Origin of the sequence: Paracoccus sigandri (assembly GCF_003709565.1) — a bacterium.
GTDB classification, from domain to species: domain Bacteria; phylum Pseudomonadota; class Alphaproteobacteria; order Rhodobacterales; family Rhodobacteraceae; genus Paracoccus; species Paracoccus siganidrum.
The window spans coordinates 1-21,466 of sequence record NZ_QNRC01000040.1 but is presented as its reverse complement, the minus strand read 5'-3'; the positions used below and the strand labels follow the sequence as shown (position 1 = coordinate 21,466).

At 68.0% G+C, this 21,466-nt stretch carries 22 protein-coding genes; 13 read left to right on the top strand and 9 right to left on the bottom strand.

The window, feature by feature from the left end; translation table 11 throughout:
• Nucleotides 1–180: 180 nt before the first annotated feature.
• The 7 genes from C9E82_RS21370 to C9E82_RS21340 all read left to right on the top strand — a co-directional run bounded on the left by C9E82_RS21370 (nucleotide 181) and on the right by C9E82_RS21340 (nucleotide 6,451).
• Nucleotides 181–741, top strand: a complete 561-nt coding sequence (locus tag C9E82_RS21370; RefSeq protein ID WP_183154128.1) for a F0F1 ATP synthase subunit delta — start codon at nucleotides 181–183, stop codon at nucleotides 739–741.
• A complete protein-coding gene (gene atpA, locus C9E82_RS21365) occupies nucleotides 741–2,276 on the top strand; it encodes a F0F1 ATP synthase subunit alpha (RefSeq protein ID WP_119898832.1) in 1,536 nt (511 codons plus the stop codon). Before C9E82_RS21370 ends, atpA begins: the two co-directional genes overlap by 1 nt.
• A 12-nt stretch (nucleotides 2,277–2,288) precedes the next feature.
• The gene (locus tag C9E82_RS21360) at nucleotides 2,289–3,164 is read left to right on the top strand and encodes a F0F1 ATP synthase subunit gamma (protein ID WP_119898833.1); all 876 of its coding nucleotides are present in this window, start codon (nucleotides 2,289–2,291) and stop codon (nucleotides 3,162–3,164) included.
• A gap of 1 nt (nucleotide 3,165) precedes the next feature.
• A complete protein-coding gene (locus C9E82_RS21355; protein ID WP_119898834.1) occupies nucleotides 3,166–4,020 on the top strand; it encodes an acyl esterase in 855 nt (284 codons plus the stop codon).
• A 58-nt stretch (nucleotides 4,021–4,078) separates the two neighbouring features.
• Nucleotides 4,079–5,503, top strand: a complete 1,425-nt coding sequence (atpD, locus tag C9E82_RS21350) for a F0F1 ATP synthase subunit beta (protein ID WP_119898835.1) — start codon at nucleotides 4,079–4,081, stop codon at nucleotides 5,501–5,503.
• 9 nt (nucleotides 5,504–5,512) lie between these two features.
• The gene (locus C9E82_RS21345) at nucleotides 5,513–5,962 is read left to right on the top strand and encodes a F0F1 ATP synthase subunit epsilon (protein ID WP_119898836.1); all 450 of its coding nucleotides are present in this window, start codon (nucleotides 5,513–5,515) and stop codon (nucleotides 5,960–5,962) included.
• 141 nt (nucleotides 5,963–6,103) lie between these two features.
• Entirely contained in the window at nucleotides 6,104–6,451 is a 348-nt protein-coding gene (locus C9E82_RS21340) for an H-type lectin domain-containing protein (RefSeq protein ID WP_119898837.1), read from the top strand.
• Between the two features lie 64 nt (nucleotides 6,452–6,515).
• On the opposite strand, the gene C9E82_RS21335 is transcribed toward C9E82_RS21340, so the two are convergent.
• Together C9E82_RS21335 and C9E82_RS21330 are read right to left on the bottom strand one after the other, a co-directional pair.
• Nucleotides 6,516–7,295 carry an alpha/beta fold hydrolase gene (locus tag C9E82_RS21335; RefSeq protein ID WP_240643589.1) on the bottom strand — a complete coding sequence of 260 codons (780 nt, stop codon included), beginning with the start codon at nucleotides 7,293–7,295 and terminating at the stop codon, nucleotides 6,516–6,518.
• Nucleotides 7,292–7,891, bottom strand: coding sequence for a 2-hydroxychromene-2-carboxylate isomerase (locus C9E82_RS21330; protein WP_119898838.1), 600 nt, complete (start codon nucleotides 7,889–7,891; stop codon nucleotides 7,292–7,294). Before C9E82_RS21330 ends, C9E82_RS21335 begins: the two co-directional genes overlap by 4 nt.
• Before the next feature lie 85 nt (nucleotides 7,892–7,976).
• Here C9E82_RS21330 and C9E82_RS21325 point away from each other — a divergent pair, with 85 nt between their 5' ends.
• The gene (locus tag C9E82_RS21325) at nucleotides 7,977–8,996 is read left to right on the top strand and encodes a ribose-phosphate pyrophosphokinase (RefSeq protein ID WP_119898839.1); all 1,020 of its coding nucleotides are present in this window, start codon (nucleotides 7,977–7,979) and stop codon (nucleotides 8,994–8,996) included.
• A 106-nt stretch (nucleotides 8,997–9,102) separates the two neighbouring features.
• Here the strand turns inward: C9E82_RS21325 and purD are convergent, their stop codons facing one another.
• A complete protein-coding gene (gene purD, locus C9E82_RS21320) occupies nucleotides 9,103–10,359 on the bottom strand; it encodes a phosphoribosylamine--glycine ligase (RefSeq protein WP_119898840.1) in 1,257 nt (418 codons plus the stop codon).
• 62 nt (nucleotides 10,360–10,421) lie between these two features.
• Here purD and xseA point away from each other — a divergent pair, with 62 nt between their 5' ends.
• Nucleotides 10,422–11,978: an exodeoxyribonuclease VII large subunit gene (gene xseA, locus C9E82_RS21315; RefSeq protein ID WP_119898841.1), complete on the top strand. Its 1,557-nt coding sequence runs from the start codon at nucleotides 10,422–10,424 to the stop codon at nucleotides 11,976–11,978.
• A gap of 33 nt (nucleotides 11,979–12,011) precedes the next feature.
• Here xseA and C9E82_RS21310 read toward each other — a convergent pair whose 3' ends face one another.
• Entirely contained in the window at nucleotides 12,012–13,202 is a 1,191-nt protein-coding gene (locus C9E82_RS21310) for an MFS transporter (protein WP_119898842.1), read from the bottom strand.
• 23 nt (nucleotides 13,203–13,225) lie between these two features.
• Nucleotides 13,226–13,870, bottom strand: coding sequence for a bifunctional 4-hydroxy-2-oxoglutarate aldolase/2-dehydro-3-deoxy-phosphogluconate aldolase (gene eda, locus C9E82_RS21305; RefSeq protein ID WP_119898843.1), 645 nt, complete (start codon nucleotides 13,868–13,870; stop codon nucleotides 13,226–13,228).
• A 339-nt stretch (nucleotides 13,871–14,209) separates the two neighbouring features.
• On the opposite strand from eda, the gene rpsB reads away from it, so the two are divergent.
• Together rpsB and tsf are read left to right on the top strand one after the other, a co-directional pair.
• A complete protein-coding gene (rpsB, locus tag C9E82_RS21300) occupies nucleotides 14,210–15,007 on the top strand; it encodes a 30S ribosomal protein S2 (protein WP_119898844.1) in 798 nt (265 codons plus the stop codon).
• Nucleotides 15,008–15,092: 85 nt separating this feature from the next.
• Nucleotides 15,093–15,983 carry a translation elongation factor Ts gene (tsf, locus tag C9E82_RS21295; protein WP_119898845.1) on the top strand — a complete coding sequence of 297 codons (891 nt, stop codon included), beginning with the start codon at nucleotides 15,093–15,095 and terminating at the stop codon, nucleotides 15,981–15,983.
• 322 nt (nucleotides 15,984–16,305) lie between these two features.
• Here tsf and C9E82_RS21290 read toward each other — a convergent pair whose 3' ends face one another.
• Entirely contained in the window at nucleotides 16,306–16,977 is a 672-nt protein-coding gene (locus C9E82_RS21290; protein WP_183154127.1) for a helix-turn-helix transcriptional regulator, read from the bottom strand.
• 353 nt (nucleotides 16,978–17,330) lie between these two features.
• Between C9E82_RS21290 and C9E82_RS21285 the strand changes: the two genes are divergently transcribed.
• A complete protein-coding gene (locus tag C9E82_RS21285) occupies nucleotides 17,331–17,918 on the top strand; it encodes a (d)CMP kinase (RefSeq protein ID WP_119898847.1) in 588 nt (195 codons plus the stop codon).
• A 60-nt stretch (nucleotides 17,919–17,978) separates the two neighbouring features.
• Here C9E82_RS21285 and ade read toward each other — a convergent pair whose 3' ends face one another.
• The 3 genes from ade to hisB form a co-directional block, all read right to left on the bottom strand.
• Nucleotides 17,979–19,676, bottom strand: coding sequence for an adenine deaminase (gene ade / locus C9E82_RS21280; protein WP_119898848.1), 1,698 nt, complete (start codon nucleotides 19,674–19,676; stop codon nucleotides 17,979–17,981).
• A gap of 80 nt (nucleotides 19,677–19,756) precedes the next feature.
• A complete protein-coding gene (gene hisH / locus C9E82_RS21275; protein WP_119898849.1) occupies nucleotides 19,757–20,386 on the bottom strand; it encodes an imidazole glycerol phosphate synthase subunit HisH in 630 nt (209 codons plus the stop codon).
• Nucleotides 20,386–20,973: an imidazoleglycerol-phosphate dehydratase HisB gene (hisB, locus tag C9E82_RS21270; RefSeq protein ID WP_119898850.1), complete on the bottom strand. Its 588-nt coding sequence runs from the start codon at nucleotides 20,971–20,973 to the stop codon at nucleotides 20,386–20,388. The genes hisH and hisB overlap by 1 nt, the downstream gene beginning before the upstream one ends.
• Nucleotides 20,974–21,220: 247 nt before the next feature.
• On the opposite strand from hisB, the gene C9E82_RS21265 reads away from it, so the two are divergent.
• A partial coding sequence (locus C9E82_RS21265; RefSeq protein ID WP_147393105.1) for a hypothetical protein occupies nucleotides 21,221–21,466 on the top strand: 246 nt, incomplete at its 3' end.

Below are 21,466 nucleotides of genomic sequence, written 5' to 3'. Positions count from 1 at the left end.
CATTGGTCGGATGGCTCTCATTTCCGTGTCCTAGGCGGTTGCCGCAGCCGAAATGACCTGCTAGAGACGCCGCAGAATTCAGGACGGCCCTCCAAAAGCCGTGCGACCGCGACCCGCACCCCGCGACAGACCGGAAACCCGGCCCGCCGACGGGGTGTGCGCAAACCGTAAAGGATGACCGTGGCCAACTCTGCTTCCATGTCCCACAGCATCGCCGGGCGCTATGCGCAGGCCGTTTTCGACATCGTCAGCGAGGAAGGCGGCCTCGACGCGCTGGCCGGCCAGATCGAGGATCTGGGCGCCGCGCTCAATGACAGCGCCGACCTGCGCGCGCTGATCACCTCGCCCCTCTATACCCGCGACGACCAGTCCCGCGCCATCGCCGCGCTGACCGCGAAGATGGGGCTGTCGGCCACGCTGGCCAACACGCTGCAGCTGATGGCCCGGAACCGCCGCCTGTTCGTGCTGCCGCAGCTGGTCGCCCGGCTGCGCGACCTGATCGCCGAGGCGCGCGGCGAGGTCACCGCCGACGTGACCAGCGCCGTCGCCCTGAGCGACGAGCAGCAGAAGCGCCTGACCGAGACGCTGGCCGCGAAATCGGGCAAGAAAGTCAAACTGAACGCGCGCGTCGATGAGGGTCTCATCGGCGGCATGATTGTCAAGCTGGGCTCGCAGATGATCGACAGCTCGATCCGCTCGAAGCTCGCCTCCCTCCAGAACGCTATGAAAGAGGTCGGATAATGGGAATCCAGGCAGCCGAGATTTCGGCGATCCTCAAGGATCAGATCAAGAATTTCGGTCAGGAGGCCGAGGTGGCCGAGGTCGGCCAGGTGCTGTCCGTCGGTGACGGCATCGCCCGCGTCTATGGCCTGGACAAGGTGCAGGCCGGCGAGATGGTGGAATTCCCCGGCGGCATCCGCGGCATGGTGCTGAACCTGGAAACCGACAATGTCGGCATCGTGATCTTCGGCGACGACCGCTCGATCAAGGAAGGCGACACCGTCAAGCGCACCCGCTCGATCGTGGACGTTCCGGTCGGCAAGGCGCTGTTGGGCCGCGTCGTGGACGGCCTTGGCAACCCGATCGACGGCAAGGGCCCGATCGAGGCGACCGAGCGCCGCATCGCCGACGTCAAGGCGCCGGGCATCATGCCGCGCAAGTCGGTGCACGAGCCGATGGCGACCGGCCTGAAATCGGTGGACGCGATGATCCCCGTCGGCCGCGGCCAGCGCGAGCTGATCATCGGCGACCGCCAGACCGGCAAGACCGCCATCGCGCTGGACACGATCCTGAACCAGCTGAACTACAACGGCCGCGAGGACGAGGGCATGAAGACGCTGCATTGCGTCTATGTCGCCATCGGCCAGAAACGCTCGACCGTGGCGCAGCTGGTGAAGAAGCTGGAAGAGACCGGCGCCATGGCCTACACGACCATCGTGGCCGCCACCGCCTCGGACCCGGCGCCGATGCAGTTCCTGGCGCCCTATTCGGGCACCGCGATCGGCGAATATTTCCGCGATAACGGCATGGACGCGCTGATCATCTATGACGACCTGTCCAAGCAGGCCGTGGCCTATCGCCAGATGTCGCTGCTGCTGCGCCGTCCGCCCGGCCGCGAAGCCTATCCGGGCGACGTCTTCTACCTGCATAGCCGCCTGCTGGAGCGTTCGGCCAAGCTGAACGAGGACAATGGCGCCGGCTCGCTGACCGCGCTGCCGATCATCGAGACCCAGGCGGGCGACGTGTCGGCCTATATCCCGACCAACGTGATCTCGATCACCGACGGCCAGATCTTCCTGGAAACCGAGCTGTTCTTCCAGGGCATCCGCCCGGCCGTGAACACCGGCCTGTCGGTCAGCCGCGTCGGCTCGGCCGCCCAGACCAAGGCGATGAAGTCGGTCGCCGGCCCGGTCAAGCTGGAACTGGCCCAGTATCGCGAGATGGCCGCCTTCGCGCAGTTCGGCTCCGACCTCGACGCCGCGACCCAGCGCCTGCTGAACCGCGGCTCGCGCCTGACCGAGCTGATGAAGCAGCCGCAATACCGTCCGCTGACCAATGCCGAGATCGTCATCGTGATCTATGCCGGCACCAAGGGCTATATCGACAACGTGCCGGTGGGCGATGTCGTGGCCTGGGAAGAGGGCCTGATCCAGTTCCTGCGCAACCAGAAGTCCGAGCTTCTGGACGACATGACCCGCAACGACCGCAAGGTCTCGGGCGAGCTGGAAGAGGCGATCAAGGCTGCGCTGGACGAATACAACAAGACCCGCGCCTGAGGAGGGTAACAGATGCCCAGCCTCAAGGATCTCAAGAACCGGATCGGAAGCGTCAAGAACACGCGGAAGATCACCAAGGCGATGCAGATGGTCGCCGCCGCGAAACTGCGCCGCGCGCAGGAAGCGGCGGAGGCCGCGCGCCCCTATGCCGACCGCATGGCGGCGGTGATGGCCGGCCTGACCGCCAGCGCGGCGGGCTCGGAAACGGCGCCCCGGCTGCTGGCCGGGACCGGCAGCGACCAGCGGCACCTGCTGGTGGTGATGACCTCGGAACGCGGCCTGGCCGGCGGCTTCAACAGCTCGATCGCCAAGCTGGCCCGCCAGCATGCCGAACGGCTGAAGGCCGAGGGCAAGAGCGTGGCCATCCTGACCGTCGGCAAGAAGGGCCGCGAACAGCTGAAGCGCGACTATGGCGACCGCTTCATCCATCACGTCGACCTGTCCGAGGTGAAGCGCGTGGGCTATGACAATGCCCGCGCCATCGCCGACGAGGTGCTGGACCGGTTCGAAGCCGGCGAATTCGACGTGGTCACGATCTTCTACAACCGCTTCCAGTCGGTGATCAGCCAGATCCCGACCGCGCGCCAGGTCATCCCGGCCGAAGCGCCCGAGGACGAGGCCGCGGCGGCGTCTGCGCTCTATGATTACGAGCCGGGCGAGGAAGGCATCCTGGCCGAGCTGCTGCCGCGTTCGGTCGCGACGCAGATCTTCGCCGCGCTGCTGGAAAACGCCGCCTCGGAACAGGGCGCGCGGATGAGCGCGATGGACAACGCCACGCGCAATGCCGGCGACATGATCGACCGCCTGACCACCGAGTACAACCGCTCGCGTCAGGCCGCGATCACCAAGGAACTGATCGAGATCATCTCGGGCGCAGAGGCACTCTGACATGGGCAGGCTCGCGAAGGAGCAGGAGATCGCGGAACGGCTGGGGGTCCGGTATCTGACCGGCCCGGCCACGCACAGCATCCTGTTTTCCTTCGTGACCCTGGTCGCCAGCCAGGAGCGCTATGACCGGATGCTGACCTCGGCCCTGGCCAAGGGGTTCACGCCGGAAAATTCCGAGTTCCTGGCGCTGGACAATCGCAACGCGAACCGTTTCGACGGTTTCGACGCGATGCGGCGCGCGCTGGTCGAGGCGCGGGGCCGCTATATCGTCTTCACCCATGACGATATCGAGTTCACCCATGACGGCGCCGCCGAGCTGGAGGCGCGGCTGGACGAGCTTCGGGCGCTGGATCCCGACTGGACGCTGGCGGGCAATGCCGGCGGCATCGGCTATCGGCGGGGCAAGCATCACCTGGCGGTGCATATCGACGATCCGCACAAGCTTGGCCTTCGGGTCACGCAGCCCGAACTGGTCGAATCGCTTGACGAGAATTTCTTCGTCATGCGGCGCAACCGTCCGGTGGTGAACTCCTACGATCTGGAGGGCTTCCATTTCTACGCGGGCGATCTGTGCCGGATGAGCGAGATCATGGGCGGGCGCAGCTATGTCATCCCCTTCCTGCTGTCCCATCACAGCGGCGGCACGGTCGACGAGGCCTTCCCGCTGTGCCGCAGCCGGTTCGAGCGCAAGTATCGCCGCTATTTCGTCGGGCGGAACCTGCAGATGACCGTCGCGGAATTCCGCTTCGGCCTGGCCGGGATGTGCGAGGGATGGGGCGAGACGCCGAAAAGCCGCTGGGATTTCCTGAAACGTAACGTATACGCTCCGGAACGATCCGGGGTGGACGACACATGAATGCGTGACCGGTGTGCCGTCCGGTCCGACTGCAAGATAAAGCCAAGGAGTTGATTACATGGCAGAGGCCAAGGGAAAAATCACACAGGTGATCGGCGCCGTCGTTGACGTGCAGTTCGAAGACCATCTGCCGGCGATCCTGAACGCGCTGGAAACCGAGAACAACGGCAAGAAGCTGGTTCTGGAAGTGGCCCAGCATCTGGGTGAGAACACCGTCCGCACCATCGCCATGGACTCGAGCGAGGGCCTGGTCCGCGGCGAGCCGGTTCGTGACACCGGCGGCCCGATCACCGTTCCGGTGGGCGATGCGACGCTTGGCCGGATCCTGAACGTTGTGGGCGAGCCGGTGGACGAAGGCGGCCCCGTCGACGCCACCGAGACCCGCGCCATCCACCAGCCCGCGCCGGATTTCGCCGCGCAGGCGACCAGCTCGGAAATCCTGGTGACCGGCATCAAGGTCATCGACCTGCTGGCCCCCTATTCCAAGGGCGGCAAGATCGGCCTGTTCGGCGGCGCCGGCGTCGGCAAGACCGTTCTGATCATGGAACTGATCAACAACATCGCCAAGGTGCACTCGGGCTATTCCGTCTTCGCCGGCGTGGGCGAGCGGACCCGTGAGGGCAACGACCTCTATCACGAGATGGTGGAATCGGGCGTCATCAAGCCCGACAACCTGTCGGAATCGCAGGTGGCGCTGGTCTATGGCCAGATGAACGAGCCTCCGGGGGCCCGGATGCGCGTCGCGCTGACCGGCCTGACCCTGGCCGAGCAGTTCCGCGACGCGACCGGCACCGACGTGCTGTTCTTCGTCGACAACATCTTCCGCTTCACCCAGGCGGGTTCCGAGGTGTCGGCGCTTCTGGGCCGCATCCCCTCGGCCGTGGGCTACCAGCCGACGCTGGCCACCGACATGGGCGCGATGCAGGAACGCATCACCTCGACGAAATCGGGCTCGATCACCTCGATCCAGGCCGTCTACGTTCCGGCCGACGACCTGACCGACCCGGCGCCCGCCACGACCTTCGCCCACCTCGACGCCACGACGGTTCTGTCGCGCGCGATCTCGGAGCTGGGCATCTACCCGGCCGTGGACCCGCTGGATTCGAACTCGCGGATCCTCGACCCGGCCGTGGTCGGCGAGGAACATTACCAGGTGGCCCGCGACGTCCAGGGCATCCTGCAGAAATACAAGTCGCTGCAGGACATCATCGCCATTCTCGGTATGGACGAGCTGTCGGAAGAGGACAAGCTGACCGTGGCCCGCGCCCGCAAGATCCAGCGCTTCCTGTCGCAGCCCTTCGACGTGGCCAAGGTCTTCACCGGCTCGGACGGCGTTCAGGTGCCGCTGGAGAAGACCATCGCGTCCTTCAAGGCCGTGGTCGCCGGTGAATACGACCACCTGCCCGAAGCCGCCTTCTACATGGTCGGCGACATCGAAGAGGTGAAGGCGAAAGCCGAGCGTCTCGCGGCCGAAGCCGCGTAAGGGGGCGAGATGGCCGATACCATGCAGTTCGACCTCGTGTCGCCGGAGCGGAGCCTCGTCTCGGTTCCCGTGCGTGAGGTGCGCCTGCCGGGCAGCGAAGGCGACCTGACCGCCATGCCCGGCCATGCGCCCGCGATCGTCACGCTGCGCCCCGGCATGGTCACGCTGGTGGCCGCCGATGGCGCGCAGAGCGAGTTCGCCGTGACCGGCGGCTTCGCCGAGATCAACGCGGAATCGGTCAGCCTACTGGCCGAACGCGGGCATCCGCGCGCGGAGCTGACGCAGGAGATCTTCGACGACATGATGCGCGAGGCCCTGCGCCGTCGCAGGTCGGTGGAAGAGAAGCGCGATTCGGTCGGCGAAGAGGTCGTGACCGCCGCGGTCAAGCTTCTGGCCGACATGCAGGCGCTTGGCACCCATGTCGGGCTGGATCCCAATCAGGCGACGATTCCCGACTGATCGGAACGAACCGATCGGGCAGGCATTCCGGGAACGGGCACGGCAGCGATGCCGTGCCCGTTTCATTTGCATCGGACTGTATGGAATTAGTTCTTTCTTCAGAACCATGCTGCATTATAGACCCGCGTCAGGGAGATTTGGATGCAGCGTTTCAGTCAATCGGCGGTCGGCGTCACGCGCGGCAGCGCCTTGCTGTTCTCGGCCTTCGAGGATGGCGGCGCGATGTGGTCCGGCCACGGCCCGCGGGTCGAGCGGATGCCGGTCCGGTTCGGCGAGCGTTACCTGTCGCCGCCGGTCGTTCATGTCAGCATCGGCATGTGGGACATTGCCGAGGGCAGCAACCAGCGCGCCGACATATCGGCCGACCGGATCACCGAGGAGGGGTTCGAGATCGTCTTCCGCACCTGGGGCGACACGCGGGTGGCGCGGATCCGGGCCGAATGGCTGGCCATCGGCGCCGTCCTGCATGAGGACGATTTCGACCTGTGAGTGCTGCCTTGCGCTTGCCATTTGACCTGCAGGCCGGTCGCGGATGCGTCCCGGCGGAACCGTTTCAGGCCCGGTCCAGGTTGACCGCGATCAGCCCGGCGACGGCTTCGGGATGGGTCAGCGGCAGCATATGCGCGGCCCCCGGCACCGTGGCGCGGCCGACATCGGGCAGGCGCGCGGCCAGCGCGGCCGCGATGTCGTGGATCACCGGCGGCGATTCCTCGCCCGAGATCAAGAGGACCGGCGCGTCGATCACCTCCAGCCCGCCGGCGCGCAGGATATTGGCGCCGTCGCGGTTCAGCACCTCGTCCGAGGCGGCGACAAGGGGGATCTGGTCGCGCATCTGCTGCTGGAAGGGCGGCGGCAGCGCGTCATAGGGCTGGTGGCCCCAGACATCCAGGAAGATCCGCGCGGCCTCGTCGGGGCGGCCCTCGGCCAGGTGCCGCGCCATGCGCGTGTCCAGATCCGCCTGGGCCGAGCCGGGGGCGGCGGCGAACAGCACCGGCTCGATCAGGGTCAGGCTGCGCACGGCCTCAGGGGCGGCGACGGCGATGCGCAGCGCCACGGTCGCGCCCATCGAATGGCCGATCAGGTCCAGCGGGCGCTGGATGAAGGCGGCGGCGATCCGGGTGACGGCGGTGTGGTAATCGGGATCCTCGGGGCCGGGCGTCCAGGGATCGCTGCGGCCATGGCCGGGCAGGTCGATGGCGGTCAGGTCGATCCGCCCCTCCAGCCGGGCGGCGATCGGCCCCCAGTAGCCGCCGCTGCCCATCATGCAATGCAGCGCCAGCGCCGGGCGGTCGGGATCGCCGGGCCAGTGGCGGCGATGGATGCGCCCGCTCACGCCGCGGCCAGCGCCCGGTCGAGGAAATCCAGCCGGTCCTGGCCCCAGAAACGCTGGTCGGTTTCGCGGATGATGTAGAAGGGCGCCCCGAAGACGCCGGCATTCGCCGCATCCTCCAGGTTGCGGCCATAGATCTCGGCGCCGACGAACAGCCCCTTGTCGGCCAGCCCCGGATCGAAGCCGTTCGCGCCCAGGATCTCGCGGATGACGGCATCGTCGCTGATGTCGCGTTCCTCGGCCCAGACGGCGCGCATGAAAGCCTGGACCAGCGCGCCCAGGTCGCCGCCGCCCGTCTGCTGCGCGGCGATGATCGCATAGGAGGACGGCGCCATGTTCACCGGCCAATGCGCGGGCTTGAGGTTCAGCGGCAGGCCCAGATGTTCGGCCCAACGCGCCAGTTCCTGGCCGCGATATTCCATCCGGCTGGGATGGCGGTCGGCGGGCCTGACCCCGCCGGTCCGGTCGAAGAGCTGCAGCAGATCCAGCGGCTTGTAGGTGATCGTCGCGCCATGCGCGGCGGCGATCCGCTCCAGCCGGTCGCCGGCGAGATAGCACCAGGGGCTGATCGTGCCCAGATAGTAATCGATGCTGGCCATGGGGTGTCCTTCTTGGTTTGCGGGCAGGCTAGCCCGGTGCTAAGGCGGGTGCAATCTGACGAATCCCGCCAAAGGCCCATTCTCCATGCCCGTCATGACCGAACCCAAGCTGATCTCCGGCAATGCCAACCGCCCGCTGGCCAGTGCCATCGCCCGCCGCATGTCCATGCATCGCGGCATGAATGTCGGCCTGTGCGACGCACGGGTCGAGCGTTTCAACGACCAGGAGATCTTCGTCGAGGTCTTCGAGAATGTCCGCGGCGAGGACATGTACATCATCCAGCCGACCTCGAATCCGGCCAATGACAACCTGATGGAACTGCTGATCATGACCGACGCGCTGAAGCGGTCCTCGGCGGCGCGGATCACGGCGGTCATCCCCTATTTCGGCTATGCGCGGCAGGACCGCCGCGCCAAGGCGCGCACCCCGATCAGCGCGAAGCTGGTCGCGAACCTCCTGACCGAGGCCGGGGTGGACCGGGTGCTGACCATGGACCTGCACGCCGCCCAGATCCAGGGCTTCTTCGACATTCCGGTGGACAACCTCTATGCCGCGCCGGTCTTCGCGCTGGACGTGCAGCATCATTTCAAGGGCCGGATGGACGACCTGATGGTGGTCTCGCCCGATGTCGGCGGCGTGGCGCGGGCGCGCGAACTGGCGCAGCGGATCGGCGCGCCGCTGTCGATCGTGGACAAACGCCGCGAGAAGGCGGGCGAGGTGGCCGAGATGACCGTGATCGGCGATGTCGCGGGCAAGGCCTGCATCATCGTCGACGACATCTGCGACACGGCGGGCACGCTGGTGAAGGCCGCGCAGGTGCTGACCGACAGCGGCGCGACCGAGGTCCATGCCTACATCACCCATGGCGTCCTGTCCGGCCCGGCGGTCGAGCGGGTCAGCAAGTCGGTGATGAAGTCGCTGGTCATCACCGATTCTATCCAGCCGACCGATGCGATCAAGTCTGCGCCGAATATCCGCATCGTGCCGACGGCGCCGATGTTCACCCAGGCGATCCTGAACATCTGGAACGGCACCTCGGTCAGTTCGCTGTTCGAGACCGATACGCTGCTGCCGATCTACGAGGGGTTGTACTCGACCGGCTGAGCCTGGGCGGGGTTGCCCCGTCGGATGCCTCCGGCGGGGATATTTGGGCCAAGATGAAAGCGATGCGCGGGAAGCCGGCGGCCGAGGGGGCGCCGGCTTCGGCTTTCTAGAGGGCGCGCCAGCCGATGTCGCGGCGGCAGAAGCCTTCGGGCCAGTCGATCGCGTCGACGAGGGCATAGGCGCGGCGATGCGCCTCGGCCAGGGTTTCGCCGCGGCCGGTGCAGGCAAGCACGCGGCCACCGGTGGCGATGATCTGGCCGTCCCTTTCGGCGGTGCCGGCGTGGAAGACCATCTCGAAACCGGATTCGGTTATGCCGTTCAGGCCGTTGATGGTGCTTCCCTTTTCGTAGCTGCCGGGATAGCCTCTGGCGGCCATGACCACGGTCAGCGCATGGTCGTCGGCCCAGTTGACGCTCAACTGCTCCAGCCGGCCCTCGGCGCAGGCCAGCAGCAGGTCCAGCGCCTGCGCGCCCAGCCGCATCATCAGCACCTGGCATTCGGGATCGCCGAAGCGGACATTGTATTCGACCAGCCGCGCCTGTCCGTCGCGGATCATCAGCCCGGCATAGAGCACCCCCTGGAAGGGCGTCCCGCGGCGCGCCATCTCGGCGATGGTGGGGCGGACGATCTGCGCCATCACCTGTTCCTGGAGGGGCTCGGTCAGCACCGGGGCCGGGCTGTAGGCGCCCATGCCGCCGGTATTGGGCCCGGTATCGCCCTCGCCCACGCGCTTGTGGTCCTGCGCGGTGCCGATCGCCAGGCAATCGGTCCCGTCGCTGAGCACGAAGAAGCTGGCCTCCTCGCCCTCCATGAACTCCTCGATCACCACCGAGGTGTCGCCGAATTCGCCGTCGAAGATGGCGTCGATGGCTTCATGCGCCTGCTCTACGGTCTCTGCCACGGTGACGCCCTTGCCGGCCGCCAGCCCGTCGGCCTTGACCACGATCGGCGTGCCCTTGCCCGAGACGTAGTCGCGCGCGCCCGCGGCATCGGTGAAGCGTTGCCAGGCGGCGGTGGGGGCGCCGCAGGCGTCGCAGATCTGCTTGGTGAAGGCTTTCGACGCTTCCAGCTGCGCGGCCGCCCGGCTGGGGCCGAAGACCAGGAAGCCCGCCTCGCGCAGCGCGTCCGAGACGCCGGCGGCCAGCGGTGCCTCGGGGCCGACGACCACGAAGTCGATGGCGTTTTCCTGCGCGAACTCAAGGACCTCGGCGCGAGATTTGATGTCGATATCGGCGCAGCGCGCGATGTCCGCGATGCCGGCATTGCCGGGCGCCACGATCAGCCGGTCGCATTTCGGGTTCTGCCGGATCGCCCATGCCAGCGCATGTTCGCGCCCGCCGCCGCCGAGGATCAGGATGTTCATCTGCCGCCCTTTCGCTTCTGGTGGCGGCGTTCTAGTCTGGCGCGCGAAAGGGAACAAGCCGCATGGACCTTCTGGAAGACGCAGCCGGCAGCAATGCCCACGAATTCACCGTGTCCGAACTGTCCGGCGCGGTCAAGCGCAGCATCGAGGACCAGTTCGGCCGGGTCCGGGTGCGGGGCGAGGTGGGGCGGGTCTCGCGGCCGTCCTCGGGGCATCTCTATTTCGACCTGAAGGACGACCGGGCGGTGCTGGCGGCGGTGACCTGGAAGGGCCAGGCGGCGCGCCTGGCGCAGCGCCCCGAGGAAGGCATGGAGGTGATCGCCACCGGCCGCATGACCACCTTTCCCGGCCAGTCGAAATACCAGCTGATCGTCGACCAGATCGAACCCGCCGGGGCGGGCGCGCTGATGGCGATGCTGGAGAAACGCCGCAAGGCGCTGGCCGAGGAAGGCCTGTTCGACCAGGATCGCAAGCGCCCGCTGCCCTTCCTGCCGCGGGTGATCGGGGTGGTGACCTCGCCCTCCGGGGCGGTGATCCGCGACATCCTGCACCGGCTGCGCGACCGCTTTCCGACCCGCGTGGTGATCTGGCCGGTGGCCGTGCAGGGCGAGGCCTGCGCGCCGCAGGTGACGGCGGCGATCCGCGGCTTCAACGCGCTGCCCGAGGGCGGGCCGGTGCCGCGTCCCGACCTGATCATCGTCGCGCGCGGGGGCGGCAGCCTGGAGGACCTGTGGGGCTTCAACGAGGAATCGGTGGTGCGTGCCGCCGCCGACAGCCGCATCCCGCTGATCTCGGCCGTGGGGCACGAGACCGACACGACGCTGATCGACTTCGCCGCCGACCGGCGCGCGCCCACGCCCACGGCCGCGGCCGAGATGGCGGTGCCGGTACGCGCCGACCTGGCCGCGCGGCTGGCCGAGGCGGGCGCGCGGATGACGCGGGCCAGCACAACGCGGATCGAGCGTCCGCGCCAGCGGCTGCGCGACCTCGCCCGCGCCCTGGGCCGCCCCGCGGCGTTGACCGAAACCGCGCGGCAGCGGCTGGACCTGTGGGGCGCGCGGCTGGAGCCCGCGCTGCGCGGCCTCGTGCGCCACCGCCGCCAGCAACTGGCCGCGCGGCCCATGCCCTTCGCGACCCTGCGCCAGTTCACCGCCGCCAAGCGGCACCTGCTGGAACGGACGACGGCGCGGCTGGAGCTTGCCGGCGGACGGCGGCTGGAACGCCGCCGCGACCGGCTGGGGGTGCTGCAGGAACGGCTGGACGCCTCGCTGGCGCGGATCCTGGGCACGACGCGCCGCGCGATCGCGACGCAATCCGAGCGCCTGCAGATGCTGGACGCGCGCCTTGCCAAGGCCGGCCGCCGTGCCATCGCGATCCGGCGCGAATCGCTTCTGCGGCTGGACCGCACCCGGCAGACGCTCGGCTATCGCGAGACGCTGAAACGCGGCTTCGCGGTCGTCCACGGCCCGGACGGCCTCATCACCTCGGCCGATACCGCCCGGCAGGCCCCGCGCTTCGAGATCGAATTCGCCGACGGCCGCCTTGCCGCGCGCCCCGACACGCCCGCGCCCAGGCCGGGACGCAAGCCGGACCCTTCGGGGCAGAAGACGCTGTTCTGACTTCTCTGTTGCCCAAATACCCCTCTTGGGCGCTCAGACCTCTTTCGGGCGCATGATCAGCCAGATCAGCGCCGCCCCGGCCAGCATCAGGAAGGGCAGCATGGCCATGTTGACCGCGTTCCAGCCGGCCTGGGCCGAGCCGCCCAGGCAGTTCATCAGCCCGCCCGAGGACAGCGAGGCCAGGAACACCCCACCGAAGACGAAGAAATCGTTCACCCCCTGCACCCGGCCGCGCTCCTCGGGGCGGTGGGCGCGGGTCAGCATGGCGGTGGCGCCGATATAGCCGAAGTTCCAGCCCAGCCCCAGCAGGATCAGCGCGCCGAAGAAATGGCCAAGCTCGACTCCGCTCAGCGCGACGCCGCCGGCCAGCGCCAGGATCACCAGCCCCAGCCCGACGATGCGCTCGGCCCCGAACCGGGCGATCAGGTGGCCGGTGAAGAAGCTGGGCGCGAACATGGCCAGCACATGGGCGCTGACGATATCGGCGGCGTTCTCGGGGGCGAAGCCGCAGCCGACCACGGCCAGCGGGGTCGAGGTCATCACCAGGTTCATCAGCGCATAGGAGACCATGCCGCAGATCATCGCGACGCCGATCTGCGGCACGCGCAGCAGCTCGCGCAGCGGTCGGCCCTGCGGCTGGCCGGCCACCGGGGCGGGCGGTTTCGGGATGTCCAGGAAGGCGAACAGCAGCGGTCCCAGCAGGTTCAGCCCGATCACCGCGGCATAGCTGGCGAGGAAAGGCACCGCGGTCAGGTCGTTGGTCGCGCGGACCAGGGCCGGGCCGATGATCGCGGCGGCCAGCCCGCCGGCCATGACCCAGCTGATCGCGCGGGATTCGAATTCCGGCGGCGCGGTATCGGTGGCGGCGAAGCGATAGAAGCCCTGCGCGGACATGTAGATGCCGGTCAGGGTCGATCCCGCCATGAACAGCCAGAAGGACCCGGCCCAAAGTCCCGCCGCCGACAGCGCGCCGCCGACGGCGCCCGCCGCCACGGCCAGCAGGAAGCCCGCCCGGCGGCCATGCCTTTGCATGAAGCCCGCCAGCGGCCGCGCCGACAGTGCCGAGCCCAGCACGATCATCGACAGGGGCAGGGTGGCGATGCAGGGATTGGGGGCCAGGATCTGCCCGGCCAGCCCGCCGATGATGAAGATGATCGACATCTGCGCGCCCAGGATCGCCTGCGCGGCGACCAGCACCGCGACATTGCGGCGTGCCCTGTCCATGTCCTCGCCCCGTCCCGCGCGGATCAGCTTCGAGACAGGCTGGCGGCGATGCTGGCCCTTTCCTGAATGGCCGACCAGTTGCCCGCGCCGGTATCGGCATCGGTGGCGATCCAGCTGCCGCCCACGCAGACGACGTTCGGCAGCGCCAGATAGTCCGGCGCGTTCTGCGGCGTCACGCCGCCGGTCGGGCAGAAGCTGACGCGGGGCAGGGGACCGGCCAGCGATTTCAGCGCCGGGGCGCCGCCCACGGCCTCGGCCGGGAAGAATTTCAGCATGTCATAGCCCGCATCCGCCGCCCGCATGATCTCCGAGGCGGTGACGGCGCCCGGCAGCAGCGGCAGTTCGATCTCCTGGCAGGCGTCGATCAGCCGGTCGGTCAGGCCGGGCGAGACCGCGAATTTCGCCCCCGCCTCCTTGGCCCGCTTCGCATCGTCCGGGGTCAGCACCGTGCCCGCGCCGACCTGGCCGCCCTCGACGCCCGCCATGGCCCGGATCGCGTCCAGCGCCGCGTCCGAGCGCAGCGTGACCTCCAGCACCGGCAGCCCGCCCGCGACCAGCGCCCGCGCCAGCCCCTCGGCCCGCGCGGGATCCTTGATGACGATCACCGGAATGACCGGCGCCAGAAGGCACAGCCTGCGCGTCTCTCGGGATTGAAGCTCTGGGGTCATGGCCACCTCACATTCCAGAATTGGCATCAGATTGGTCCCCGCGCGGCGGGGATGCAAGGCCGTATGCCGCGCAATCCGCGCGAAACGGCATCTGTTACCGCTATCGAATTTCTGCAGGGGGTCAAGCATCACTTGAAGATCGGGCCGATCGCGCCGATATGGGGCGGGCGCGCGTCTGGACGTGGCGAAAGCCCTTGCATTCCGGGCCGGCAGCGTCTATTTGCGCGCACACTTCACAGGCAGGGGCGGGCCCTTGCGGGAGACATCCGCAAAAGGTCCACCGGTTGGGGCATCCGCCCTGAATTCCCCTGCCAAGGCGCAAACCGGAAAGGAAAAGACATGGCGCTTCCCGAATTCTCGTTGCGTCAGCTTCTTGAAGCTGGCGTCCACTACGGCCACCAGACCCAGCGCTGGAACCCGCGCATGGGCGAGTTCATCTATGGTGAACGCAACGGCATCCACATCCTCGACCTGACCCAGACCGTGCCGATGCTGGACGCGGCGCTGCAGGTCGTGCGCGACACCGTCGCCAAGGGCGGCCGCGTGCTGTTCGTCGGCACCAAGCGCCAGGCGCAGAAGGCCATCGCCGAGGCGGCCGAGAAATCGGCGCAGTTCTACATGAACCACCGCTGGCTGGGCGGCACGCTGACCAACTGGAAGACCGTCAGCCAGTCGATCAACCGCCTGAAGGCCATCGACGAGACCATGGCCGCCGGCGCCGAGGGCATGACCAAGAAAGAGCGCCTGGGCCTGGAACGCGAGCAGGCCAAGCTGCAGGCCAGCCTGGGCGGCATCCGCGACATGGGCGGCCTGCCGGACCTGCTGTTCGTCATCGACGTGAACAAGGAAGACCTGGCCATCCTGGAAGCCAAGAAGCTGGGCATCCCGGTCGTCGCCGTGGTCGATACCAACTGCTCGCCCGATGGCGTCGACTACATCATCCCCGGCAATGACGACGCCGCCCGCGCCATCGCGCTTTACTGCGATCTGGCCAGCCGCGCCGCCCTGGACGGCATGACCGCGCAGATGGGCGCCGCCGGCGTCGATCTGGGCGCGCTGTCGGACACGCCGGAAGAGGCGCTGGACGAAGGCGAAGCAGAGGCGAAGGCCGACGAGCAGGCCACGGCCGACGCCTGAGCGGCGCGGTTTCTTCGGAAATTTACCGAATTGTCGTCAGGCGGGGATATGCCCCGCCTGATGCATTGACCAAAGGAGACGGATCATGGCTATCACCGCCGCGATGGTGAAGGAGCTGCGCGAGACGACCGGCGCAGGGATGATGGACGCCAAGAAGGCGCTGACCGAAAACGACGGCAACATGGAAGCCGCCGTCGACTGGCTGCGCACCAAGGGTCTGGCCAAGGCCGCCAAGAAATCGGGCCGGGTCGCCGCCGAGGGCCTGGTCGGCGTGTCCGTCACCGACGGCAAGGGCGTCGCGGTCGAGCTGAACTCGGAAACCGATTTCGTGGCGAAGAACGCCGACTTCCAGCAGCTGGTCCGCGAGATCACCGATGTCGCCCTGACCGTCGGCGAGGATGTCGAGGTCCTGAAGGCCACGCATCTGAACGGCCGCCCGGTCGCCGACGTGCTGACCGACGCCATCGCCCGCATCGGCGAGAACATGACCCTGCGCCGCCTGCATGTGCTGGAAGGCGACACGATCGTCTCCTATGTCCACAATGCCGCCGCGGAAGGCATGGGCAAGATCGGCGTCCTGGTCGCGCTGAAGGGCCCCGAGGACAAGGCCCGCGAGATCGGCAAGCAGATCGCGATGCATATCGCCGCTACCTCGCCCGCCTCGCTGTCCGAAGCCGATCTGGACCCGGCGCTGGTCGAGCGCGAGAAGTCGGTCCTGACCGAGCAGGCGCGTGAATCGGGCAAGCCCGACGCGGTGATCGAGAAGATGATCGAAGGCCGGATGAAGAAGTTCTTCGAGGAAGTGACGCTTCTGGGCCAGAAATTCGTCATCAACCCCGATGTCACCGTGGCCGAGGCCGCGAAGGATGCCGGCGTCGAAGTGACCGGCTATGCCCGCGTCGCCGTCGGCGAGGGCATCGAGAAGAAGGAAGAAGATTTCGCCGCCGAGGTCGCCAAGACCCTGGGCGGCAACTGATCCCGCTTCCCGACCGATTCGGTTTCTGCGCCGGCCCCTCGGGGCCGGCGTTTCGCATTTCCGCCCTCTTGCCGGGGGAGAGGGTTCCGCAGTCTGGAAAGCGGTTCAGCTCTGTCCCCGATGTCACTGAAAACCCTGCCGGAAGCGCAAGCGTTTCCGGCAGGGTCCTCCGGCTTTTGCCGGGCGGCGCCAGATCCGGGCAACAATCGGATGCCAAGGCGCCATGTTCCTGACACTTTTCGTGTCACCACTCACGGAACAGGGTCATTAAAAGTTATTTGCATAAGCTTTTAAAAGTCCGGTTATCCTGACCAGCGCGTGATCACGCCGTTTTCTGCAGGAATATCTGATTCGTGACATGCGCCTTGAGGATCGCCTGCGCCGTGCTGCCCGCATCCAGCGCATCGCGTGCCAGCCGCAGATGTTTCTCGACGGTTGCCGGCGTCAGGCCCAGGATCGTCGCGACCTCGGCCACGGTCTTGCCCGCCGAGGTCCATTCCAGCACCTCGCGCTGGCGCGGCGTCAGGCCCGAACGCTGGGGATGTCGGCAGATCGTGGCCATCCGCATGTGCATGATCGCCGTCAGCGTGGCGATCTCGCGGTGATTCCTCAGCCACAGGGCGGCCTCCTCCGCCGGCCGGGCCATCAGCGCCGGGCAGATCGCCACCAGGCCGCGGGCGCGGGCGACGCGGCCCTTCAGGCTGATGATGCGCAGCGAGGCTGCGCCATGCTGGCTGGCGATCTCCAGCGCCCGCACCATGCCGGGATCGTGGCGCGATTCCGAGACCAGCTGCGCCAGCGGGATCGAGCCCGCATGGCTATCGGCCCAGATCATCCAGGGAGACGTGCCGAACGGATGGTATCTGCGCATCTCCTCGATGAAATCGCCGGGGAAATTCGAATGTATTTCAGGATCTTCCCGGATCACCGCGGGCGGCAGGTCGGATTGGAAGGACGCCCCGTAGAAGGCGCAGGAATATCCGTGGCCGTTCAAGGCATCGAAATAGGAATCCCTGATACCTGCGACCGAGTTCGCGTCAACGAGACGCTCCATATGACTAAGCAACATCACACCTTAAGCGCTTTTACTAGACAAACAACTAAACACGTTAATTCAAATTCACCCGATCCTGAATGCCAAGCCGGAAAAGGACCATATGATGGAATTGGCGCCCTGTCGCCGATTCTCGTGGCGCCACGGGGCGGTGCGGCGGGAAAAATGCCCGCGACAAGGCTGGCGGCGGCGCCGTCTCCGGGCGGGCGGAGGATTCGCCTCCGGGTGCTGGACCTTCCGGCGCGACATGTGCGAAGGGAGGGCAATCGTCTTCCAGGGGACCGCTCCGCCACATGCCTTTCATCATCGCCATCGACGGGCCGGCCGCCTCCGGCAAGGGCACCATCGCGCGGGCGCTGGCCGAAAGGCTCGGCTTCCACCACCTGGATACCGGGCTGCTCTATCGCGCGACCGGGGCGAAGGGCGGCGATCCGGTGGCGGCGGCGCGGGACCTTGGGCCTGCGGACCTGGCCCGCCCCGATCTGCGCAGCTCCGATGCCGGGCAGGCCGCCAGCCGCGTGGCCGCCATCCCCGAGGTGCGCGCCGCCCTTGTCGATTTCCAGCGCCGCTTCGCCCGCCAGGAACCCGGCGCCGTGCTGGACGGGCGCGACATCGGCACCGTGATCTGCCCCGATGCGCAGGTGAAACTCTATGTCACCGCCTCGGACCAGGTCCGCGCCGCCCGCCGCGCCGCCGAGCTGGGCGCCGACCCGGCCGAGATGCTGGCGCAGCTGCGCGACCGCGACCGCCGCGACAGCGAACGCGCCACGGCGCCGCTGAAGCCGGCCGATGACGCGGTGATCCTCGACACTACCAGCCTCGGCATCGAGGCCGCCATCGCCGCCGCCCTGGCCGAGGTCGACCGGGTCCTGCGCCCCTGACCGCTTCTTCGTTGCCCAAATACCCGTGAACGCCGCCGCCGGCGCCCCCCATCACGATTCTCAGCCGGCGATGATCTCGAACCGTTCGACATCGACCATGCCGCGATCGGTGATCTTCAGCGCCGGGATCACCGGCAGGGCCAGGAAGGCCAGCTGCAGGAAAGGCTCCTCCAGCACCACGCCAAGGCGTCTCGCCGCCTCGCGCAGGGCGACCAGCCGGTCGCGGACCACCTCGAACGGCTCCAGGCTCATCAGCCCGGCCACTGGCAGCGCCAGTTCGGCCAGCACCTTGCCGCCCTGCGCCACGACGAAACCGCCCTCGATCTCCGAGAGGTGATTCGCCGCCAGCGCCATGTCGCCGTAATCCGCGCCGACCACGGCGATATTGTGGTGGTCGTGGCAGACGGTCGAGGCGATGGCCCCGGACCCCATCCCGAAGCCGCGCACGAAGCCGGTGGCGATATTGCCGTTCCGGCCGTGCCGCTCGATCACCGCGATCCGCATCAGGTCGCGCGCGGGGTCGGGGCGCTTGTCGCCATCCTCGATGGCGATCTCCTCGTGCAGGTGGCGGGTGATGATCTTGCCCTCGAGGATGCCGATCACGTCGGTCCGGCCGCGATTGCCGGGGCTGCGGAAATCGCGCGGCTGGACCTGCGGCGCCCTGACCGAGCCGCGCCCGATCGGCCCCAGCGCCGGCCGGGCGGCGAAGGCGGCCTCGTCCACGACCCGGCCGCCGGCCAGCACCAGCTGCGCATGGCAGCCCTCCAGTGAATCCAGCGCCACGATATCGGCGCGCAGCCCCGGCGCGATCAGCCCGCGATCCTTCAGCCCGAAGGCCTCGGCCCCCGACAGGGACGCCGCGCGATAGGCCGCCAGCGGCGGCGTCCCCAGCTGGATCAGCCGGCGGATCATGTAGTCCAGATGGCCGTGCTCGGCGATGTCCAGCGGATTGCGGTCATCGGTGCACAGGCACATATAGGCGCTGGTCGCCTCGGTCAGCACCGGCTGCAGCGCCTCCAGGTCCTTGCTGACCGAGCCCTCGCGGATCAGCACCCGCATCCCCTTGCGCAGCTTCTCCAGCGCCTCCTCGGCGGTGGTCGCCTCGTGCTCGGTGCGGATGCCGGCGGCGATATAGGCGTTCAGGTCGCGTCCCGACAGCTGCGGGCAATGGCCGTCGACATGGCCGCCCGCGAACAGGCGCAGCTTGGCCATGGCCTGCGGGTCGCGATGGATCACGCCGGGATAGTTCATGAACTCAGCCAGCCCGATGCCGGAAGGGTGGCCCATTAGCGGCGCCAGGTCACCGGCCTCGATCCGCGCGCCCGAGGTCTCCATCTCGGTCGAGGGCACGCAGGACGAAAGCTGCACCCGCAGGTCCATCAGCAGATGCGCGCTGGCCTGCTGGAACCAGCTTATGCCCTCGACGCCCAGCACATTGGCGATCTCGTGCGGGTCGCAGATCGCGGTGGTGACGCCGCGCGGGGTCACGCAGCGGTCGAATTCATGCGGCGTGACCAGGCTGCTTTCGACATGCAGATGCGTGTCGATGAAGCCCGGCACCAGCACCAGCCCCGACACGTCGATGACCCGGCGGCCCTCGTAATCCGCGCCGATCCCCGCGACATGGCCGCCGCAGATCGCGACATCGCCCGCGATCATCGCCCCGGTGACCAGATCGAAGACGCGCCCGCCGCGCAGCACCAGGTCGGCGGGCAGGTCGCCGCGCGCCTGCGCGATACGTTTTTCCAGATCGTCCATCGGGTTCTCCGTCGCCATGTCCGGCCAGAGAAGCCGATCCCCGCCGCAAGGTCCAGAGCGGCAGGACGGTCCTGCCCGGCTCAGGGCTTCCAGTTCAGGAAATTGGCGATCAGCCGCAGCCCGACGGCCTGGGATTTCTCGGGGTGGAACTGGGTGCCGGCGATATTGTCGCGCCCGACCACCGCCGTCACCGGCCCGCCGTAATCGACATGGGCCAGCAGATGCGCGGGATCGGCCACCCGGAATTGCCAGCCATGCACGAAATAGGCGTGATCGCCGGTCGCGATCCCGTCCAGCAGCGGATGCGGGCGGTCGATGACCAGATCGTTCCAGCCCATATGCGGCACCTTCAGATCCGGTGCCTCGATCGCGACCACCTCGCCGCCGATCCAGTCCAGCCCGGCCGTCCTGCGGTATTCGTGCCCGGTCGTGGCCAGCATCTGCATCCCCACGCAGATGCCCAGGAAGGGGGTACCGCGGCGGATGACCGCCTCGTCCAGTGCCTCGGCCATGCCCGAAACCGCATCCAGCGCCGCGCGGCAGGCCGGGAATGCGCCGTCGCCCGGCAGGACGATCCGGTCGGCGGCCAGCACCACCGCGGGGTCCGAGGTCACGACGACCTCGGCGCCCAGGTCGCGGCCCATCAGCTGGAAGGCCTTTTCCGCCGAATGCAGGTTGCCGCTGTCGTAATCGACCAGCGTCACCCGCATCACAGCGCCCCCTTGGTCGAGGGCAGCACGCCCGCCATGCGCGGATCGGGCTCGACCGCCTCGCGCAGCGCGCGGGCGACGGACTTGAAGGCGGCCTCGGCGATGTGGTGGCTGTTGATCCCGTGCAGCCGGTCGACATGCAGGGTGATGCCGCCATGGGTGGACAGCGCCTGGAAGAATTCGCGCACCAGTTCAGTGTCGAACGTGCCGATCTTCTCGGTTGGGAAATCGACGCCCCAGGCCAGGAAGGGCCGCGCCGACAGGTCCAGCGCGCAGCGCACCAGCGCGTCGTCCATCGCCAGCAGGAAGCTGCCATAGCGCCGGATGCCCTTCTTGTCGCCAAGCGCGCGCACCAGGGCCTGGCCGATGGCGATGCCGGTATCCTCGACCGTGTGGTGGTCGTCGACATGCAGGTCGCCCGTGGCCCGCACCGTCAGGTCGATCAGCGAATGCCGCGCCAGCTGGTCCAGCATGTGGTCGAAGAATCCGACGCCCGAGCGGTTGTCATAGCGGCCGGTTCCGTCCAGGTTCAGCGTGACCTCGATCTGCGTCTCGGCGGTGTTGCGGGTGATCGTGGCTTGGCGCATGGCATGTCCTTTCGTCGCGCCGGTCTTATAGGCCGCGCCGCGCCGCGCGCCAAGCGGATCCGGGCCGCCGGCCGCCAGGGATGCGGCAGGATGTCGCATCCGGGTCGCGAGAGGTCGCTGCGCCGGGGGCAGGATGCCCCAGCGGCAGCTTTGATGAGAGGCTCAGGGCGCCGACATCCCGCAGCTGCCTTTCGTCCACCCGATCATTTCGGTTCCCTGACGCATGAAGTCATTGAGAAAGGGACACATGTCACAGACATCACCGCCCGGCGGGCCGGGCAAGACGGGGCACAAGGGTCGGCCCGGCGACATCCGGCGAGAGCGCGAGGCGCTGAGCGGCCATTTTGCGGCCCAGGCATCGACGGTCGAGGCATCGGCGGTCGAGGCGCTGCCGCTGCCCGAGGGCCCGACCGAGATCATCGCCACCGACTATGCCATCGGCCAGGACAATATCGAGGGCCGCCGGCTGGTCGCCTTCGACATCCACAACCCG

Bases quoted from the DNA above. Each gene is read 5' to 3' on its own strand.
- atpA (WP_119898832.1), top strand. From the start codon at position 741: ATGGGAATCCAGGCAGCCGAGATTTCGGCGATCCTCAAGGATCAGATC.
- C9E82_RS21360 (WP_119898833.1), top strand. From the start codon at position 2,289: ATGCCCAGCCTCAAGGATCTCAAGAACCGGATCGGAAGCGTCAAGAAC.
- C9E82_RS21355 (WP_119898834.1), top strand. From the start codon at position 3,166: ATGGGCAGGCTCGCGAAGGAGCAGGAGATCGCGGAACGGCTGGGGGTC.
- atpD (WP_119898835.1), top strand. From the start codon at position 4,079: ATGGCAGAGGCCAAGGGAAAAATCACACAGGTGATCGGCGCCGTCGTT.
- C9E82_RS21345 (WP_119898836.1), top strand. From the start codon at position 5,513: ATGGCCGATACCATGCAGTTCGACCTCGTGTCGCCGGAGCGGAGCCTC.
- C9E82_RS21340 (WP_119898837.1), top strand. From the start codon at position 6,104: ATGCAGCGTTTCAGTCAATCGGCGGTCGGCGTCACGCGCGGCAGCGCC.
- C9E82_RS21330 (WP_119898838.1), bottom strand. From the start codon at position 7,891: ATGGCCAGCATCGATTACTATCTGGGCACGATCAGCCCCTGGTGCTAT.
- C9E82_RS21325 (WP_119898839.1), top strand. From the start codon at position 7,977: ATGCCCGTCATGACCGAACCCAAGCTGATCTCCGGCAATGCCAACCGC.
- purD (WP_119898840.1), bottom strand. From the start codon at position 10,359: ATGAACATCCTGATCCTCGGCGGCGGCGGGCGCGAACATGCGCTGGCA.
- xseA (WP_119898841.1), top strand. From the start codon at position 10,422: ATGGACCTTCTGGAAGACGCAGCCGGCAGCAATGCCCACGAATTCACC.
- C9E82_RS21310 (WP_119898842.1), bottom strand. From the start codon at position 13,202: ATGGACAGGGCACGCCGCAATGTCGCGGTGCTGGTCGCCGCGCAGGCG.
- eda (WP_119898843.1), bottom strand. From the start codon at position 13,870: ATGACCCCAGAGCTTCAATCCCGAGAGACGCGCAGGCTGTGCCTTCTG.
- rpsB (WP_119898844.1), top strand. From the start codon at position 14,210: ATGGCGCTTCCCGAATTCTCGTTGCGTCAGCTTCTTGAAGCTGGCGTC.
- tsf (WP_119898845.1), top strand. From the start codon at position 15,093: ATGGCTATCACCGCCGCGATGGTGAAGGAGCTGCGCGAGACGACCGGC.
- C9E82_RS21285 (WP_119898847.1), top strand. From the start codon at position 17,331: ATGCCTTTCATCATCGCCATCGACGGGCCGGCCGCCTCCGGCAAGGGC.
- ade (WP_119898848.1), bottom strand. From the start codon at position 19,676: ATGGACGATCTGGAAAAACGTATCGCGCAGGCGCGCGGCGACCTGCCC.
- hisH (WP_119898849.1), bottom strand. From the start codon at position 20,386: ATGCGGGTGACGCTGGTCGATTACGACAGCGGCAACCTGCATTCGGCG.
- hisB (WP_119898850.1), bottom strand. From the start codon at position 20,973: ATGCGCCAAGCCACGATCACCCGCAACACCGCCGAGACGCAGATCGAG.